Source organism: Plesiomonas sp. ISS29 (assembly GCF_056522795.1).
Window position 1 is genome coordinate 46,508 of record NZ_JAWRZQ010000001.1, and the last position, 17,595, is coordinate 64,102.

General features: G+C 47.1%; 15 protein-coding genes and 1 tRNA gene. 4 read left to right on the forward strand and 12 right to left on the reverse strand.

Annotated elements, in window-relative coordinates; genetic code table 11:
* Positions 1 to 27: 27 nt before the first annotated feature.
* Together ribF and murJ are read right to left on the reverse strand one after the other, a co-directional pair.
* On the reverse strand, positions 28 to 966 hold the full coding sequence (gene ribF / locus AC1HDJ_RS00195; protein WP_479536261.1) for a bifunctional riboflavin kinase/FAD synthetase: 939 nt from the start codon (positions 964 to 966) through the stop codon (positions 28 to 30).
* A gap of 76 nt (positions 967 to 1,042) precedes the next feature.
* A complete protein-coding gene (gene murJ, locus AC1HDJ_RS00200) occupies positions 1,043 to 2,611 on the reverse strand; it encodes a murein biosynthesis integral membrane protein MurJ (RefSeq protein ID WP_479536263.1) in 1,569 nt (522 codons plus the stop codon).
* A gap of 212 nt (positions 2,612 to 2,823) precedes the next feature.
* Here murJ and rpsT point away from each other — a divergent pair, with 212 nt between their 5' ends.
* A complete protein-coding gene (gene rpsT / locus AC1HDJ_RS00205; RefSeq protein WP_438623545.1) occupies positions 2,824 to 3,084 on the forward strand; it encodes a 30S ribosomal protein S20 in 261 nt (86 codons plus the stop codon).
* A 183-nt stretch (positions 3,085 to 3,267) separates the two neighbouring features.
* On the opposite strand, the gene AC1HDJ_RS00210 is transcribed toward rpsT, so the two are convergent.
* From AC1HDJ_RS00210 to nhaA, 3 genes are all read right to left on the reverse strand, one after another.
* Positions 3,268 to 3,621, reverse strand: coding sequence for an ArsR/SmtB family transcription factor (locus tag AC1HDJ_RS00210; RefSeq protein ID WP_479536266.1), 354 nt, complete (start codon positions 3,619 to 3,621; stop codon positions 3,268 to 3,270).
* 66 nt (positions 3,622 to 3,687) lie between these two features.
* Positions 3,688 to 4,596 carry a transcriptional activator NhaR gene (gene nhaR / locus AC1HDJ_RS00215; RefSeq protein ID WP_479536268.1) on the reverse strand — a complete coding sequence of 303 codons (909 nt, stop codon included), beginning with the start codon at positions 4,594 to 4,596 and terminating at the stop codon, positions 3,688 to 3,690.
* 89 nt (positions 4,597 to 4,685) lie between these two features.
* A complete protein-coding gene (gene nhaA, locus AC1HDJ_RS00220) occupies positions 4,686 to 5,852 on the reverse strand; it encodes a Na+/H+ antiporter NhaA (RefSeq protein ID WP_479536270.1) in 1,167 nt (388 codons plus the stop codon).
* A 327-nt stretch (positions 5,853 to 6,179) separates the two neighbouring features.
* On the opposite strand from nhaA, the gene AC1HDJ_RS00225 reads away from it, so the two are divergent.
* On the forward strand, positions 6,180 to 7,331 hold the full coding sequence (locus AC1HDJ_RS00225) for a Na/Pi symporter (protein WP_479536272.1): 1,152 nt from the start codon (positions 6,180 to 6,182) through the stop codon (positions 7,329 to 7,331).
* A 149-nt stretch (positions 7,332 to 7,480) separates the two neighbouring features.
* Here the strand turns inward: AC1HDJ_RS00225 and thyA are convergent, their stop codons facing one another.
* The 5 genes from thyA to rppH all read right to left on the reverse strand — a co-directional run bounded on the left by thyA (position 7,481) and on the right by rppH (position 12,942).
* Positions 7,481 to 8,275 carry a thymidylate synthase gene (gene thyA, locus AC1HDJ_RS00230; protein WP_479536274.1) on the reverse strand — a complete coding sequence of 265 codons (795 nt, stop codon included), beginning with the start codon at positions 8,273 to 8,275 and terminating at the stop codon, positions 7,481 to 7,483.
* Between the two features lies 1 nt (position 8,276).
* Complete coding sequence (gene lgt / locus AC1HDJ_RS00235) at positions 8,277 to 9,086, reverse strand: prolipoprotein diacylglyceryl transferase (protein ID WP_479537162.1); 810 nt, start codon at positions 9,084 to 9,086, stop codon at positions 8,277 to 8,279.
* Between the two features lie 10 nt (positions 9,087 to 9,096).
* Positions 9,097 to 9,885 carry a sulfite exporter TauE/SafE family protein gene (locus tag AC1HDJ_RS00240; RefSeq protein WP_479536276.1) on the reverse strand — a complete coding sequence of 263 codons (789 nt, stop codon included), beginning with the start codon at positions 9,883 to 9,885 and terminating at the stop codon, positions 9,097 to 9,099.
* A 257-nt stretch (positions 9,886 to 10,142) separates the two neighbouring features.
* Complete coding sequence (gene ptsP, locus AC1HDJ_RS00245) at positions 10,143 to 12,407, reverse strand: phosphoenolpyruvate--protein phosphotransferase (RefSeq protein WP_479536278.1); 2,265 nt, start codon at positions 12,405 to 12,407, stop codon at positions 10,143 to 10,145.
* 7 nt (positions 12,408 to 12,414) lie between these two features.
* On the reverse strand, positions 12,415 to 12,942 hold the full coding sequence (rppH, locus tag AC1HDJ_RS00250; protein WP_438623537.1) for an RNA pyrophosphohydrolase: 528 nt from the start codon (positions 12,940 to 12,942) through the stop codon (positions 12,415 to 12,417).
* Positions 12,943 to 13,825: 883 nt separating this feature from the next.
* Here rppH and mutH point away from each other — a divergent pair.
* Both mutH and AC1HDJ_RS00260 read left to right on the forward strand, forming a co-directional pair.
* Complete coding sequence (gene mutH, locus AC1HDJ_RS00255; RefSeq protein ID WP_479536281.1) at positions 13,826 to 14,506, forward strand: DNA mismatch repair endonuclease MutH; 681 nt, start codon at positions 13,826 to 13,828, stop codon at positions 14,504 to 14,506.
* A 73-nt stretch (positions 14,507 to 14,579) separates the two neighbouring features.
* Positions 14,580 to 15,323, forward strand: a complete 744-nt coding sequence (locus AC1HDJ_RS00260) for a TerC family protein (RefSeq protein ID WP_479536283.1) — start codon at positions 14,580 to 14,582, stop codon at positions 15,321 to 15,323.
* A gap of 425 nt (positions 15,324 to 15,748) precedes the next feature.
* Here the strand turns inward: AC1HDJ_RS00260 and AC1HDJ_RS00265 are convergent.
* Positions 15,749 to 15,822, reverse strand: a tRNA-Gly gene (locus AC1HDJ_RS00265).
* A gap of 253 nt (positions 15,823 to 16,075) precedes the next feature.
* On the reverse strand, positions 16,076 to 17,590 hold the full coding sequence (gene lysS, locus AC1HDJ_RS00270; protein WP_479536285.1) for a lysine--tRNA ligase: 1,515 nt from the start codon (positions 17,588 to 17,590) through the stop codon (positions 16,076 to 16,078).
* Positions 17,591 to 17,595: the final 5 nt, after the last annotated feature.

A 17,595-nucleotide genomic window follows, 5' to 3' on the forward strand; every position in this document is an offset into this window, starting at 1 on the left:
GATTCCGTATTTTCGGCAAAAAGAAAGTTAGACTCCGATCGGCAGCTGGAAGTAGCGGCGAGCGGTATTCGCATCCTGTGCAATCTGCGCAGTTAGAGCGTCAAATGAAGCAAAACGCATCTCAGGGCGAATTTTTTCCCGCAGCACCACTTCGAGCTGACGACCGTAAAGATTCAGATTAACATCAAATAGATGGACTTCAAGCTGTTGACGCACGCCATCAACCGTTGGACGTGTGCCAATATTTGCAACACCTGGCATAGGTTTCGCACCCAGCCCGAGTACTTCGACTGCATACACACCATTTACTGGTGCTACACGGCGTTTTAACGGGATATTCGCCGTAGGAAAACCGATGGTTCTCCCGAGTTTTTTTCCATGTGAAACACGGCCACTGATGCTGTAAGGGCGGCCAAGCAGACGCTCTGCCAGTGCCAGATCATCATGATACAGGGCCTGACGAATTGCAGTACTGCTGACGCGTTGCTCACCAACGCAATAGCTATGGCTGTTGACAACTTCAAACCCGTACTGGCTACCGGCTGCTTGCAGCATGGTATAGTCACCCTGACGCGCCGCGCCAAAGCGAAAATCATCGCCCACACCCAAAAAAGCCACGCCTAATTTATCCACCAATAAGTGCTGTACAAACGCATGGGCACTCATCTGTGCAAAATGGTGATTAAAGCTAACACAGAGCAGCCTATCAACCCCTGCACGGGCAAGATGCACATACTTATCGCGCAGGCGCATTAAACGAGCCGGGGCAAGCTCCGGTGTAAACAGCTCTTGCGGTTGAGGCTCAAACACCATGACCGTTAACGGTAAATTCAGTGCGCGCGCTTTGGCTTTAACTTGTTGCAAAACCGCCTGATGACCTAGATGTACGCCATCAAAGTTACCAATAGTTAACACACAGCCATGATGCTGAGGTTTAATATTCTGGATACCGCGTATCAGCTCCATGGGTACATCACCCTGTCAGCTCTGCCATTAAAGAGAGAAAATAGCTGCCGATTATACCGCATTCGGGGCATTTGTCTTAGTTGGCAATATCAGTATCTGCACGTAAATGGCGCGGACGCACTCCCAGCAGCAGCAGTAAAACCACATATACCACCGCTGCCAGACCAATCAGGCCCGCTAACCACATCATACGTAACATATTGTGTTGCACTTGCCAAACTGCAATATCCGGCATGACCCAGAACAAAATTCCGGCCATACCTAGACCGGCAATCACCACTTTGCTTATCAGCAACCAGCTTTGGCGGCTAAATTTATAGACATTGGCTGAAGATAAACCGCGATACAACAACCACGCATTTAACGTGCCCGACATCGCTGAGGCAATGGCCAACCCAACATAACTAAAGGGAATCGCCAACAGGTTAAAGCCCATATTGCTGACCATCGAAATTATGCCGTAGCGTACCGGTGTCTTGGTATCCTGACGGGCATAATAACCCGGTGCCAAGACTTTAATCAGCATGAAGCTGACCAAACCGCAGTTAAATGCCAGCAATGAAAGGGAAGCGGCATTGACATCGGCAAAGGTAAACTCTCCACGCATAAAGAGCACCATCATCATCGGCTTGGCCAGCACCGCAATACCGCACATGGCCGGAACGCCGAGCAAAAAGATCATGCGTACGCCCCAATCCATGGTTTTTGCAAAGTGCTCACCCGAGCTTTCGTTATGCCGGCGCGACAAGGCCGGTAAAATGACCGTAGCAATCGCAATACCGAATAACCCGAGCGGAAACTCAAGCAGACGATCAGAATAGTAGAGATAACTGATAGAGCCAGTCATCAGGAAACTGGCAATAAAGGTATCTAGCAGCAGATTAATCTGGCTGACCGATACCCCAAACAGTGCCGGGATCATCAGGGTGCGGATTTTTTTCACTCCCGGATCATTCCATGCCCACTTTGGTTTCACCAGTAAACCGGCTTTTTTCATATACGGAATTTGAAATAAGAACTGGAATAAACCACCCAGAAAAATACCAATCGCCAGACCAATTTCAGGATATTGGGTATGCGGAGCAATCCAGATTGCCGCGCCAATCATGGCAACATTCAGTAAAACCGGTGAAAAAGCCGCCACCCCGAACTGGCCAAGGGTATTTAAGATAGCGCCAGAGAGCGCAACCAGCGTAATAAACCATAGATAAGGAAAGGTGATTTTCAGCAATAATGAGGCTAACTCGTATTTACCGGCATCAGGCCCGCCCTGTAGCCAGTCAATAAACCACCCTGTACCAAACAGGGCAGCAACAACCGGCGAGCCAACCATTGCCAGTACGGTGACTAGGGTGATTAATCCACCCAGCGTACCAGAGACTTTGGCCACAAACTCTTGTGTCTTGGAGAGATCACCCTCTTTTTGGTACTCGGTTAACACTGGCACGAAAGCTTGCGAGAATGCACCCTCGGCAAATAAGCGGCGTAAAAAGTTCGGAATGCGGTTAGCAAACAGGAAAACATCGGCAGCGGCACCGGCACCAATCAGGTTAGCAATGACCACATCACGCACTAACCCCAAGACCCGAGATAAGAGTGTCATCGAGCTGACAATCAGCCCTGATTTCAATAAACGTTTACTCAAGATGGATTCACTCGTTTAAATACGTCTCTGACGCTGTATTCCAGCATTAAAAGCTGTTAAAATTGCTCACCATAATAACCGTCATGCGCTGCTTGTACCAGCCTCGGGAAACCGGCGTTTATTTGCACAAATCCATTGACAAAAGAAGGCGAAAAAGGCATAGTCCTCGGCCTTTGAAATGTCCAAAAAAAGTTATATTTGGGAGTTGGACCTTGGCTAATATCAAGTCTGCTAAGAAGCGCGCTGTCCAAGCTGAGAAGCGTCGTCAGCATAACGCTAGCCGTCGCTCCATGATGCGTACTTTCGTTAAGAAAGTATACGCTGCGATCGCGACTGGCAACAAAGAAACTGCAATGACCGCATTTGCGACCATGCAACCTATTCTGGATCGTATGGCAAGCAAAGGCCTGATCCACAAGAACAAGGCTGCTCGTCATAAAGCGAACCTGGTAGCTCAAATCAAAGCAATGTAATTATTGCCTGATTTAAGATATCGAAAAAAACCGGCATTTATGCCGGTTTTTTTTATCTCAATAATTTTTATTTCGATAATCAGAGAATCTCGTTTATCTAATAGCTCCTCTGTGATTTATTTGCGTTCATGCGTAAACCTACTCACCGTAACCTCATCGCTAAGATTTACTGCTTTAAGCGGCTTACGCATCCACGTATTCAATAACAGTCTCTGTATATTCTGGTTGTTCAGCACAATATAAACGGTGAAGAGTGCTAATAACCTCTTTTACCGCATGGCTACTGAGTGAATAGAATACGGTCTGTGCTTCCTTGCGAGTTTTCACTAATCCGTCACGGCGCAGCCATGCCAAATGTTGTGAAAGTGCTGATTGTGAAAGATTTAATCGTTCACTTAGCACACCAACGGATACCTCTTTATCTTGCAAGTGACAAAGGATGAAAAGCCTTTTTTCATTTGCCATGGCTTTTAACAGCATGACGGCTCTCCCTACGTTTTGTTCCATGCTCTCTATCTCTACTGTATTTTTCATCATTTTCTGATTTCTATTATTTTGTTGATTACATGTTGCATGTATTACTGCAAGCGTACATTAAGCAACTCAGAGCATACAATTGCTACGCGATGAAAACAAATCAGAAAAATCTTCGCTACATACTTGCTGCACTGCCGGATGCTTTATCATACGATCAGCAAAAATAGCAAAGTACTCTTCTGATAGCCCAGTAAGACGCCCTAACTCGACCATATTGTCATCACACACCAGTTCGTTAACGTACAAAGACGGTACAACAAAAATAGCATTATGTGCGTTGCCAAATGCTTTCATGAGCGCAGCATCATCAAACTCACCCAACACCTGGACGTCTAAACCTTGCTGATCAATCCAGGTCAGTATTTTTCTGCCTAAGGCAGAGCGGCGGCCAGGCATGAGCAATTTACGCTCTTGTAAACAGGCAGGAAACGCGGTGGTAGGGGCAGGTTTACTGCACACGAAACTGATCGCGCACTCCCCTAATTTGACTGAAAATAACCCTTCATTCTGTGATGAATCTACTGGGCAATCAGACAGGATCATATCCAGCTTATGCTGGCTTAACTGCTCTAACAGCAGCTCATGTGTTGATTCGAAACAGCGTAAGTGAATCTGTTCATTGGCAGGAATTGCAGCTTGTAATACACGGCTGACTAGGCGTTTAGATAGCGCATCGGCAACACCAACATCAAATAAGATATTGGCTTCTTTGCGGTAGTTGACAATGTCTAGCATCTCTTGACTCAGAGAGAACATTTTTTCGGCATAACGAAAAACCAACTGACCAAGTTCAGTTGGTTCTAATCCGCGCCCGTTACGTTTAAACAATTTCCCGTTAAAACGCAATTCAAGTGCTCGAATTTGGCCAGTTACCGTTTGAGGAGTAATAAACAGCGTTTCGGCTGCTTTAGCAACTGAGCCGTGTTTGCATACGGCCCAAAAATAGTACAGATGATTAAAATTTAAATGCGACATAGCCCCTCTCTATATTGGCTGATGCCGCATCAGTATGCCGCCAGCTCACAGGAATGGCTACCTGCAAATAGCTGACATTTTATGAGAATTTATCTTTTCACAGTCGGCAGAAATATCCGTAATAAACTGTAGCCAATCACGGCGGCCAGTGTTGAACCGATTAAAATGCCCAAGCGTGAATAGACGCCGTATTCCATACCTGCATGCTCAAATGCTAATGAGGCAATAAACATCGACATGGTAAAGCCGATACCACACAACACCGATACCGCAAAGATCTGCCGGAAATTCACGCCATCGGGTAATTTTGCTAAACCAAACTTCACCGATAGGAAACTAAAAGAGAAAATACCCAACGGTTTACCCAAAAATAGGCCGGCAGCAATACCCAGTGGCAGTGCCGATGTCAGAGCATCAACCGATACGCCTTTCAACGAAACCCCTGCATTGGCAAATGCAAACAGCGGTAATATCAGGTAAGCAACCCATGGGTGCAAGCTGTGCTCGATATGCTCAAGTGGCCGCTGACCTTGTGCTTTAAGCGGGATACAAAAGCCCAGTACCACTCCGGCCAGTGTTGCATGCACGCCTGATTTTAACAGGCTTACCCACAGCACTAAGCCCACCACCATATACCAGCTGATTTTGGCTACACCACGCCGATTCATCACAATCAGTAGTACAGTTGAGGCAATGGCAACCGCTAACGCTGCTAGCGATAAGTTGCTGGTATAAAACAGGGCGATGATGACAATAACACCCAAATCATCAATGATTGCCAGTGCTAACAAAAAGACTTTTAGGCTGATAGGAACGCGCTTTCCCAGCAATGCCATAATACCCAGCGCAAAAGCAATATCCGTTGCTGCTGGGATAGCCCAGCCAGCACGCGCAACTTCATGGTCACCATTAAACAGTAGATAAATCAGGGCCGGTGCAAGCATTCCGCCCAATGCGGCAATCGCCGGAAAAACAGCTTTCTCTTTGCTGTTGAGTGCCCCGACGAGCATTTCACGTTTAACTTCCAAACCGACTAACAGGAAGAATACGGCCATCAGACCATCATTTATCCAGAGTAATAACGGTTTATTAATCAGTAAGCTGCCAAATTGTACGACGACAGGGATAGCCAGAAACTGATCATAAATCCCTTCAAGGCTGGTATTGGCAAGCACTAACGCCAGCGCTGAGGCGATAATCAGTAAGATGCCTCCGGCTGACTCCAGCCGTAAAAACTGACGAATCATATCGGTCATTGAGAACTCCAGTACTTCTATTTTTATGCAGTTACACAGCGCAAAATACGCCAGTTGTCTTATTTTCAGTGTAAAACAGAATGCAAACTCGATAAAATCGTTTCTATTGATGATTTTCATCGAAAAAACCGAGTATTAAATCTATCTATTAACAGTTTTATCTACGAAATAGCTCAATTACCGCTTTATTATCTGCCTGCTATCACAAATATGCGCTTAATCTCCTATTCACCATGCTATTTTGAGGGTTTTTTCTGTTTTGAAATATATCTGTAATATTTCAACGTTAGGATTCTCTGCAATAAATCTGACATCAGAGATTCATTAATGCGCAAGATGCCTACTGAACAAAACACAACGACACCTTCGCCTCTGACTACACTATTATCTTGGTCGGCGCTGTTTATTGCTCTCTATTGCTTGCTGCTCGCGGTTGCGATGGTCAGCGATGGTTTTAAATTAGCGGCCGGCGATCACGCCAAAGCTCTGTTTGAATTTGCCGAGCACCCACTGGCCGGTTTAATGGTTGGCTTATTGGCAACCGCCCTAATTCAATCTTCAAGTACCGTGACATCCATCATTGTTGGCTTAGTTGCCGGTGGTTTGCCGATTGCTACCGCTATTCCAATGATCATGGGTGCCAACATTGGCACTACTCTAACAAACACCTTAGTGAGCTTAGGGCATTTACGTTGTAACAACGAGTTTCGCCGAGCCTTTGCCAGTGCCACTATCCACGACTTTTTTAACCTGCTGGCGGTATTTATCTTCTTACCACTTGAGATGGCTTTTGGCATCCTCGATAAGATCAGCAGCTGGTTAGTCACCCCGTTTTCGGCTTCCGGCAACCTAAATTTTGTAGGCTTTGACTTTATCAAACCACTGACCAAGCCGGTTGTTGCAGCAACCAAATCAATGCTAGCTGATTTATCCCCAACACTGGCCGGTACGATTATGGCACTGATGGGTATTGCACTGATTTTCTGTGCTATCACGGGTATGGGTAAATTGTTAAAAGGCCTGATGGTTGGGCGGGCAAAAGATCTGTTAAAGCACGCAATTGGCCGTGGCCCACTGCATGGTATAGCCTCGGGTGCGACCGTTACCGTACTGGTACAATCCTCTTCTACCACCACCAGCCTGATGGTGCCGTTTGTGGGTAACGGGTTACTGACACTGCGTGAAGTCTATCCGTTTACACTGGGTGCAAATATCGGCACCTGCATCACCGCGCTGCTGGCTGCGACCGCAGTATCGGGCAGCAATGCGCTGTTTGCCCTGCAAATTGCACTGGTGCATTTAACCTTTAATGTGCTGGCAGTGGGCCTAATTTATGGTGTGCCGTGGCTACGTAATTTACCGGTTAAAGCCGCTGAAGGGCTGGCAAATCTAGCTATCAAAAACCGTTTAGCGGTGCTCGGGTATCTAGGTGGTGTGTTCTTTGTTTTACCGGGTATTCTGCTCGTTGCAACCCGCTAAATCACAATCGATACATACTCAGCTACACTGAACAATACTGACTAAAAAGGCGCTCTAATGAGCGCCTTTTTTGATCTCTTTATTTTTGAATAACCGATTTTTGAATAGTCGGTAGTACAGAAGATGATTAAACCACTGTAAAAGGAAAATTAAATCGCGATAGGTGCTTTAATTGCCGGATACGGGTCGTAACCTGTGATCTCAAAATCTTCAAACTGATAGTCGAAAATAGAGGCAGGCTTGCGGGTAAGCGTCAGTGTTGGCAATGCTCGTGGCGTACGCGATAACTGCAGTTCTGCCTGCTCAAGGTGATTCATATACAAGTGTGTGTCACCGCCTGTCCAGACAAAATCACCGACCTCTAGATCGCACTGCTGAGCCAGCATATGGGTTAATAGCGCATAACTGGCAATATTAAATGGCAGGCCTAAAAATACATCACAAGAGCGTTGGTAAAGCTGACACGAGAGCTTACCGTTGGCAACATAGAACTGAAACAGTGCATGGCACGGCATCAGAGCCATTTGATCAAGCTCACCAACATTCCATGCCGACACAATAATCCGACGCGAATTGGGATCTTGTTTTAACTGCTCTACTACTGTACTCAGCTGATCCAAGGTACGGCCATCGGCACTGCCCCATGCCCGCCACTGTTTTCCGTAAATCGGCCCTAAGTTGCCTTGTTCATCGGCCCACTCATCCCAGATTTTGACATTATGCTCATGCAGATACGCAACATTGGTATCCCCCTGCAAAAACCATAACAACTCATGGATAATCGAGCGTAAATGACAACGTTTGGTTGTAACCAACGGAAAGCCTTTTGATAGATCAAAGCGCATCTGATGACCAAAAATTGACTTTGTACCGGTTCCGGTACGATCCCCTTTTTCAGCCCCTTCAGCCAACACTTTGCGCATTAGATCATGATACTGTTGCATGTTATCCCCGTACTGCTTGAATCGGATTACGGCGGTAAGCCCAAATAATTAATCCTGCACCTGCCAGCACCATCGGTACCGACAGTAATTGCCCCATGGTCAGCCAGCCATCAAAGAAGCCAAGTTGAGCATCAGGTTCGCGGAAGAATTCGCAGAAAATACGGAACAACCCGTAAAAAACCAAGAACATACCGGAAACACTGCCGGTTGGGCGCGGCTTATTCACAAATAAATTCAAGATAATAAACAGAACCAGACCTTCAAGTAAGGCTTCATAGATCTGAGAAGGATGACGCGGGAATGGGCCACCTTCAGGAAACACCATAGCCCAAGGCACATCAGTTACCCGGCCCCACAACTCACCGTTGATAAAGTTACCAATACGGCCAACCCCCAAACCAAACGGGATCAGCGGCGCAACAAAATCGGCCACAGCAAACATCGGGCGGTGTGTACGGTAAGCAAAAATGCACATGGCGGTGATCACACCAATCAAACCACCGTGGAAGGACATTCCGCCTTCCCAGACTTTAAACAGATACAGGGGGTTGGCCAAAAACAGATCAAAGTTATAAAACAGCACATAACCGATACGGCCACCTAGAAATACACCAAAAAAGCCGGCATACAGCAGGTTTTCAACATCATCTTTGGTCCAGCCGCTGTTTGGCTTAGCGGCACGGCGTGAACCCAGCCACAAAGCAAATACAAACCCCACCAGATACATCAGACCATACCAGCGCAGCGCCAGCGGCCCTATCTGAAAAATAACAGGGTCAATATTCGGAAAAGTCAGATAGCTACTGTTTATCATCGGTCAGTTACCACAACATGTTTAATGCAACAAATATCAGAAGAACGGCAAACCCTTTTTTCAGAGTCGGCACGGGTAAGCGGCTGACTAAATTAGCGCCAACCTTGGATGTTTGTATTGATGTTAGCGTGATACAGAGCAGTGCCGGCAAGTAGACATAGCCTAAACTATACGCCGGTAAATCGCTCTCATGTAATCCACTAAAGATCAGCGTTAGTGATCCGCCGACTCCGAGCATCATGCCGCATACCGCAGAAACACCAATCGCGGTGCGCATCGGTACAGAATGCCAGTTCAGATAAGGCACGGTCAAACTGCCGCCACCAATCCCCGCAAGGCTGGAAAAAATACCAATCAGCGTACCGGCAGTAAACAGTTTTCCCCCTGACGGCAGCGGATGTACTGATTTTGCCTTGACCGACCACGCCATCTGAAGTGCAAGAATGAGAACCAGCACGCCAAAGATTTTGCCTATCATAGCCGAAGGGATCAAGGTGATGGCATGCGCGCCGATCACCGCGCCGATAATACCGCCGGGGATCATCGCTTTTACAATTTTCCAGTCAACATTACCCAGTTGATGATGCCGCCATGACGATGAGACTCCGGTCAGAACAATCGAGGCCAGTGATGTACCCAGTGCTATCGGCATCAGATGCTGGGGTAAGACTCCGGCTTTAGGTAGCAAAAAAGCCAGAGCAGGAACAATGATCAGCCCACCGCCAATGCCCAATAAACCAGCCAGAATGCCGACAACAGCCCCGAGCAACAGGCAGGCAATAACAAACAGCAACATGGATAGCCTCAACTTACACAAAAGTAGCAATGTGTAACAACTTGAGTGCCAACATCATAGCGAAGGGTTACCACAGCAAGAGATCAACACATTGCACTAGAAACAGGGCATATAGCATACCGAGAGATATCGCACAGGCCTATCAATAATCAGCATAACCTGCGTAATTTAAAGGTAACTACAGTGCTATACGCAGGCCGCGTGTGTATAAATAAATTGTTGTATCAGTAAATTGGTAAACCGGTACAAATATGGTATCAGTAAAATGAGTTCCCACCGCGAATAAAGCCGCCCAGCCCACGCCGCTCCATAAATGCGGCCGTTAAATGCCGCACCTCGGTAGTCACTCGGGCACTAAGGGCGCGCTCGGCCAGTGTTTGCAAATCATCGAGTGTCACTGCGCGCAGTAGATATTTAATCCGCGCCACATTACGCCCGTTCATACTTAAGTGTCGATAACCCATGCCAACCAGTAGCAGTGCCCCTACCGGATCGCCGGCCAGCTCACCACACAAACTGACCGGCAGATTAAACTGCTGCCCTTCTGTGCTGATCTGTTTAAGTGCCCGCAATACTGCCGGATGCAGTGAGTCAAAAATATCGGCAACACGGGCATTATTACGGTCAACCGCCAGCAGATATTGGGTGAGATCATTTGATCCTACCGAGATAAAATCAATTTTTCCGGGCAAAAATTGCAACTGATACAACATTGACGGCACTTCAACCATAATGCCGACTTTGGGCATTTTCAGTATCAGCCCCTGAGCTTGCACCTGCTCGGCCACTTCACGAAAGGCGCGATCAATTAGCAATCTGGCTTCATCAACTTCACCGACCCCTGAGATCATCGGCAGCATAATCGAGAGGTTATCGTGCCCGACACTCGCACGCAGCATCGCCCTGATTTGGGCAATAAAGATATCGGGGTGATCGAGTGTCAGACGGATCCCACGCCAGCCCAAAAACGGGTTATCCTCATGAATCGGTAGATAAGGTAGCGGTTTGTCGCCCCCAACATCTAGAGTACGCATAACAACCGGCTTGTTCGGGTAGCTTTGTAAAATCAGCTGATACAGGGCAACTTGTTCATCTTCTGAGGGAAAACTGCCATGTAACAGAAACGGGACTTCAGTACGGTATAACCCGACACCGTCTACCCCTTGATTCACGGCAATATGGCAGTCAGCACTTAAACCTGCATTGAGTAAAATATCAACCTGCTGGCCGCATGCCGTTTGCGCGTGTTTATCCAGATCAACGGCAACGCGTTCATCAAGCTCACGCTCTTCGAGGATCAAACGCTGGTACTCGGTACGAATAGCATTTTCCGGATCAACAATCACGCTACCGCGATAACCGTCAATAATCAGCTCGCGCCGCTCAAGCTGATCGGGTTCAATATCCACCCCCATCACGGTGGGTACGCCAAGTGCACGCGCCAAAATAGCGGCATGAGAGTTGGCTGCGCCATCGCGCACAATAATGCCGGCCATTTTTTCACGCGGTAACTCGGCAATCAGTGTAGCTGTCAGCTCATCAGTCACCAGAATAAAGTGCTCGGGCAAATTCCATTCACTTTCCGGCACATCCATCAAATGAAACAGCAGACGCTGGGCTAAAGCACGCATATCATTGGCCCGCTCACGCAGGTACGGATCGGGCAGGCCGGCAAACTGTTCAGCAAAGTGCTCAAACGTTTTGCGCACCGCCCACTCAGCCACCACACCCTGATCAAGCTGTTCGGCCATCGCTTTACGCAGTGCCATATCTGATAGCAAATGGATATAGAGATCAAAAATAGCGGCAGATTCAGAGCTGATGTCGGCATTAAAGCGCTTGCTGTGACGACGAAACTCACTGGCCGCCGACTCTACCGCACGCGATAAACGCTCACGCTCGGTATCAAGGTCCAGCGTGCTGGCCTGTGCAATATCTTCTAACGACAGGTGCGTTCTATCCAGCCAGCCAATACCGATAGCTACACCCGGTGCGGCAGCCTGTGCGCGGATCCGCCGTTGCTGGCTGTCACTGAGCAACCCCAATGATTGGGTATGCGATAAAATACTTGCCAGCTGGGTGGCCAGAGTCACTAAAAAAGACTCTTCACTCTCATCAAACTGACGCACTTCGCGTTGCTGTACCACCAGCACCCCAAGTAGCTGACGCCGGTAGATAATCGGGGTACCCAAAAATGAGCGATAAGACTCTTCACGCACATCAGGCAGGAATTTAAAACTGGGGTGTTGGCGTACATCGGCCAGATTAATCGGCTCTGCCCGTGAGCCGACCAGCCCGACAACGCCCTCATCAAAGGCCAAACTTACCGATTTCCCCGCAGGCTTTGCCAGCCCGCGAGTGGCCATTAACCGATAACAACGGTGGGTGTGATCAGCCAGATACACCGAACACACTTCGGTTTTCATAATCTGGCAGGTTTTGTTGACCAGCAGTTCCAATGCCTGTGGTAAATCGGTCGCGGCGGCGACCTGCTCGACAATTTCCCGCAATTTGGTCAACATAATCAGGTTATCCTTTCCTTCTTATTCTTGCATTTTTCAGCGATGATCTTTCCAGATCATCAATGGGCATCACAACCGAAACAAACTCTTTCATCACTCGCCGGTAAACATCACGCTTAAACGACACTACCTGCCGTACCGGATACCAATAACTGACCCAGCGCCAGTCATCAAACTCAGGGTTTCCGCTGGTTTGCATGTTTACCTTTGACTCATCACACATCAACTGTAATAAGAACCAGCGTTGTTTCTGCCCGATACACACCGGTTTGGTATCCCACCGCACCAGACGTTTTGGCAATTTATAACGTAACCAATTACGGGTTGAAGTGAGTAAACGGACATCTTTTTTTGTCAGCCCCACCTCTTCAAACAACTCACGGTACATGGCCTGTTCAGCCGTTTCCCCTGAATTGATCCCCCCTTGTGGAAATTGCCATGAGTGCTGTCCATATCGGCGAGCCCACAGCACTTGCCCCTCTCGGTTACAAATGACAATGCCAACATTTGGGCGGTAGCCATCACCATCAATCACAGGACTACCTCAATACTGAAAACGTCAGTTATGCTGCGATTGTTTCATACAACCTAGAGTCGGTAAACCGGTGTACGCATCCGGAAGTGCTTGATGTGTTATGCATCAACATTATTGAGCGACCTTGCTGCTTATTTGTACACCCTATGGATAACTTTTACCGCAACAAACACTTATAAACAACTTTCACCCTGACAGCGGGAAATTATTCACTTTTTCTGTGGATATCACTGTGTAGAAATACACACCATCACGCAAAATATGCTTCTTAACGCGAAAAGATCAAACCAAAAATAATAAATTAAAAATATAAAATACAAAGACTTAAAATAAAAACACAATTTATCCACTGTAAAATATCGCACTTGGTGATCGAAAGGATCATCGATTGTGCAAAGATCCATCAGTGGTGAATTTATCCACACTTATCGCTGACAAGATCAGCAGTTTTCCCTATTGTTGCACGTGCTTCCCGTTATGCAGACAGGGTATACCGCCTTACTCACAGCGGTTATCCACGATTATCCCAGTTTTCTGTGGATAACTAGGGGGGAGATCCTGTTTATTGTTGGTGATTTGTACAGTTAGGATTTTATTATTATGGATGATCTTAAGATAATTGCATTATTATTTCTTTATAGATCATAGGATTAAAAAAATAAGATCAAAACATCACCACATGATCTGATGTGGATGACTCTGGCTGCTCAAAAAACAACCTACGCAGGTTGTTGGCCGAATCATCCCCGTGCAAAATAAACGCACCGTATCCACTCGGTTTATTCTTCAAACCGATTTTTCACCTACAGCTTCTCAGACTCAAAAGTAGCACGAAGAAATACAGAAAAAAGAACGGTAGAAAAAAGCATGGTAAAATATGCCAATGAACAGATCTGAATTCTCTATTCCCCTCTCACGCCACGTACTGTGGCAACGGGCACTACAGTTAGCCGGTTACCGCTTAGGCGACCTTGCTGCTGCCTGTGGCCAGACCGTTCCGGTTAACTTAAAGCGTGATAAAGGTTGGGTCGGCATGCTAATAGAGCGCCACTTAGGTGCGTGTGCAGGCAGTAAACCCGAGCAAGACTTCCCCCATTTGGGTGTTGAATTAAAAACAATTCCTATTGATCGACAGGGAAAACCACTGGAAACTACGTTTGTCAGTGTAGCGCCGCTCACTGGTACCTGTGGTGTCAGTTGGGAAACCAGCCATGTTAGGCACAAGTTACAGTGTGTTCTATGGCTGCCGGTAGAGGGGGAGCGCTCAATTCCACTGGCTGAACGGCGTATTGGCACTCCGCTGCTCTGGACTCCTTCAGAAGAGGAGGAGATGCTACTGCGCCGTGACTGGGAAGAGCTAATGGATTTAATTGTGCTGGGGGAAGTTGAAAATATTACCGCCCGCCACGGTGAGGTGTTGCAGCTTCGCCCTAAAGCCAGCAACAGCCGAGCCTTAACCGATGCTGTCGGGCGTAACGGCCAGCTAATCAAAACACTGCCGCGCGGGTTTTATCTTAAAAAAGCCTTTACTGCCGCTATTTTAGCTAAACATTTCGATTTATAACACTTAATGAAAAATCCCTATCAACAGGTTATGATTTCAGGTCATTCCCGTACTGTTTAGGTGTAGGTTTTTCATGGAATTGCTTGTTGATCCAAATGCGTGGATTGCTCTGTTAACGCTCACCGCACTCGAAATTGTGTTAGGCATTGATAATATTATCTTTTTAAGTATTTTAGTTAGCCGCTTACCTGAGCATCAACGGCAGAAAGGGCGCATTCTGGGTTTAGGCCTTGCCATGGGCACACGGATCTTGCTGCTTATCTCATTAACCTGGATGATGCGCCTTACTGAACCGGTTTTTACATTGGCAGAACATGCCATATCAGGGCGCGATCTGATTTTGTTCTTTGGTGGGCTATTTTTGATAGCCAAAAGCACCCACGAGATCCACGAAAGTTTACAGCAACACAGTGCCGATGATCAGCCACAGCTAGGCCGAGCCAGCAGTCATTTTCTGCTCACCCTAGTACAAATTGCCATTTTAGATATCGTATTTTCACTCGATTCAGTGATTACGGCGGTTGGATTGGTTAGCGACATTCCCATTATGGTCGTTGCCATTGTGATTGCCGTACTGATTATGATGGTTGCAGCGAAAAGTATCGGTGAGTTTGTGGATAACAACCCGACCATCAAGATGCTGGCACTGGCCTTTCTGATCTTGGTTGGCTTTACGCTTGTTGGTGAGAGTTTTGGCGCGCATATCCCCAAAGGTTATATCTATTTTGCGATGGGTTTTTCCTTTGGTGTCGAGATGCTCAATATCCGTTTGCAACGGGGTAAATCAATCACACTGAACAAAAATACCCCTGACTAACCACTCTGCTGTCTGTCTTTCATTCACACATTTGCACCCTTGCACACTGGCAGTAAGTACGATACTTACTGCTGTTTTGCAGGCAAAAAAAAACCTGCGACTCCGCGCAGGTTGGTGCAAACAGGGCTATCGTAAGCCCCTAAAATATTTCTTGGAATTAGAGTAGCGAATGCCCAAGTCTGACTCCAGCACTGATTGGCAACAAACAGGTTCAAAACGTAACGAAGGTTTTCAGACCTGAGTGTACGGATAATAATGAGAGTGGGGTTAACAGACTAAGCTACTGGTAATCAGCACGCAAATCAGCATTAGGTAATACTAAATTGTTTGATACAGAGGCTAAACCAGTAAGATAACGACTGAAAAAAATAAAATAGGAAAGAGAAAACAGAGAAAACAGAAGAGGAAGCGTAACAAAAAGGATATGGAGCGGGTGAAGGGAATCGAACCCTCGTATGCAGCTTGGGAAGCTACCGTTCTACCATTGAACTACACCCGCATCACTAAAATCTGACTTTTAAAAGCAAAAGCTGTTACACGCAATACCCGTAACGTGTGCTCGATTATAACCTTCTTAGCGGTGACTGCAAGCAACCATATGCTTAACTGATTGAGAATTAAGCAGGAAAAAGTATGGATATATGTTTCCGTGCTCTAAATCCCAATTAATGGCATAAAAAAACGGAGTCAACCGACTCCGTTTTCTGATATTACGAACATGCCGGTATGCTTAGATACCAGCAGGCAATCACTTATTTTTGCGGACGCATTGCCGGGAACAGGATCACGTCACGGATACTCGGTGCGTTAGCAAAAATCATTGCCAGACGGTCGATACCGATACCTTCACCTGCTGTTGGCGGCAGGCCGTACTCCATTGCCATGATGTATTCAGCATCATAATGCATTGCTTCAGCATCACCTGAATCACGCTCTACCAGCTGCTGGCGGAAACGGCGATCTTGGTCTTCTGGGTCATTCAACTCAGAGTAAGCATTGGCAATTTCACGTGCACCGATGAACAGTTCAAAACGATCGGTAACACTTGCATCTTCATCATTAGCACGTGCCAGCGGAGAAGTTTCTGCCGGATGCTTGGTGATGAAGGTTGGTTGAATCAGGCAGTGCTCAGCCAGCTCTTCGAAGATCTCAACTTGCAGACGGCCTACGCCCCACTGCGGTTGATACTTGATCTTGTGCGCATCACACGTTGCACGTGCCGCTTCCAGCGTATCAAGCTTATCGATAGTCAGGTCAGTATATTTCACGGTAGCTTCAGCAGGCGTCAGGCGATCAAACGGCTGGCTGAAATCATACACATGATCACCGTAATGAACGGTGGTTGAACCCAGAATGCTCATCGCCAGAGTACGGAACATATCTTCGGTTTTATCCATCAGATCGTTGTAGTCTGCGTATGCCTGATAGAACTCAAGCATGGTGAACTCAGGGTTATGGCGTGCTGACAGGCCTTCGTTACGGAAGTTACGGTTAACTTCGAATACGCGCTCCATACCACCTACAACCAGACGCTTCAGATACAGCTCTGGTGCGATACGCAAGAACATCTCTTGATCCAGCGCATTGTGGTGGGTTGCAAATGGCAGTGCTGTAGTACCACCCGGAATCGGGTGCAGCATTGGGGTTTCCACTTCAACGAAGTTTTGCTCTTCCAGATAACGGCGAATACCGCTGATCACTTTAGAACGGATCTCAAACGTACGGCGAGATTCCGGGTTGGTGATCAGGTCTAAATAACGCTGACGATAGCGCATTTCGGTATCGGACAGGCCGTGGAACTTGTCTGGCAGAGGGCGCAGTGCTTTAGTCAGCAAACGCACTTCTGTACAGTGAATCGTCAGCTCGCCTGTTTGTGTCTTAAACAACTTACCGCGTGCACCAACGATATCGCCCATGTCCCATTTCTTGAACTTCTCGTTGTAAACGCCTTCTGGCAGATCATCACGAGATACATACAGCTGGATCTGACCACCCATATCCTGCAAAGTGACGAAAGCAGCTTTACCCATGATACGACGGGTCATGATACGGCCAGCCACTACCACTTCTTTGTTCAGTGCTTCCAGCTCTTCCTTAGACTTATCATCAAACGCGGCATGCACTTCGTTAGAAATGCTGTCACGACGGAAATCATTTGGGAAAGCAATCCCCTCTTCGCGCAGAGCTGCCAGCTTTGCACGGCGGGTTGCCATTTCACTGTTCAGATCTAATGTACTTTCTTGCTCAAGATTTTGTTGTTCAGACATGGGAG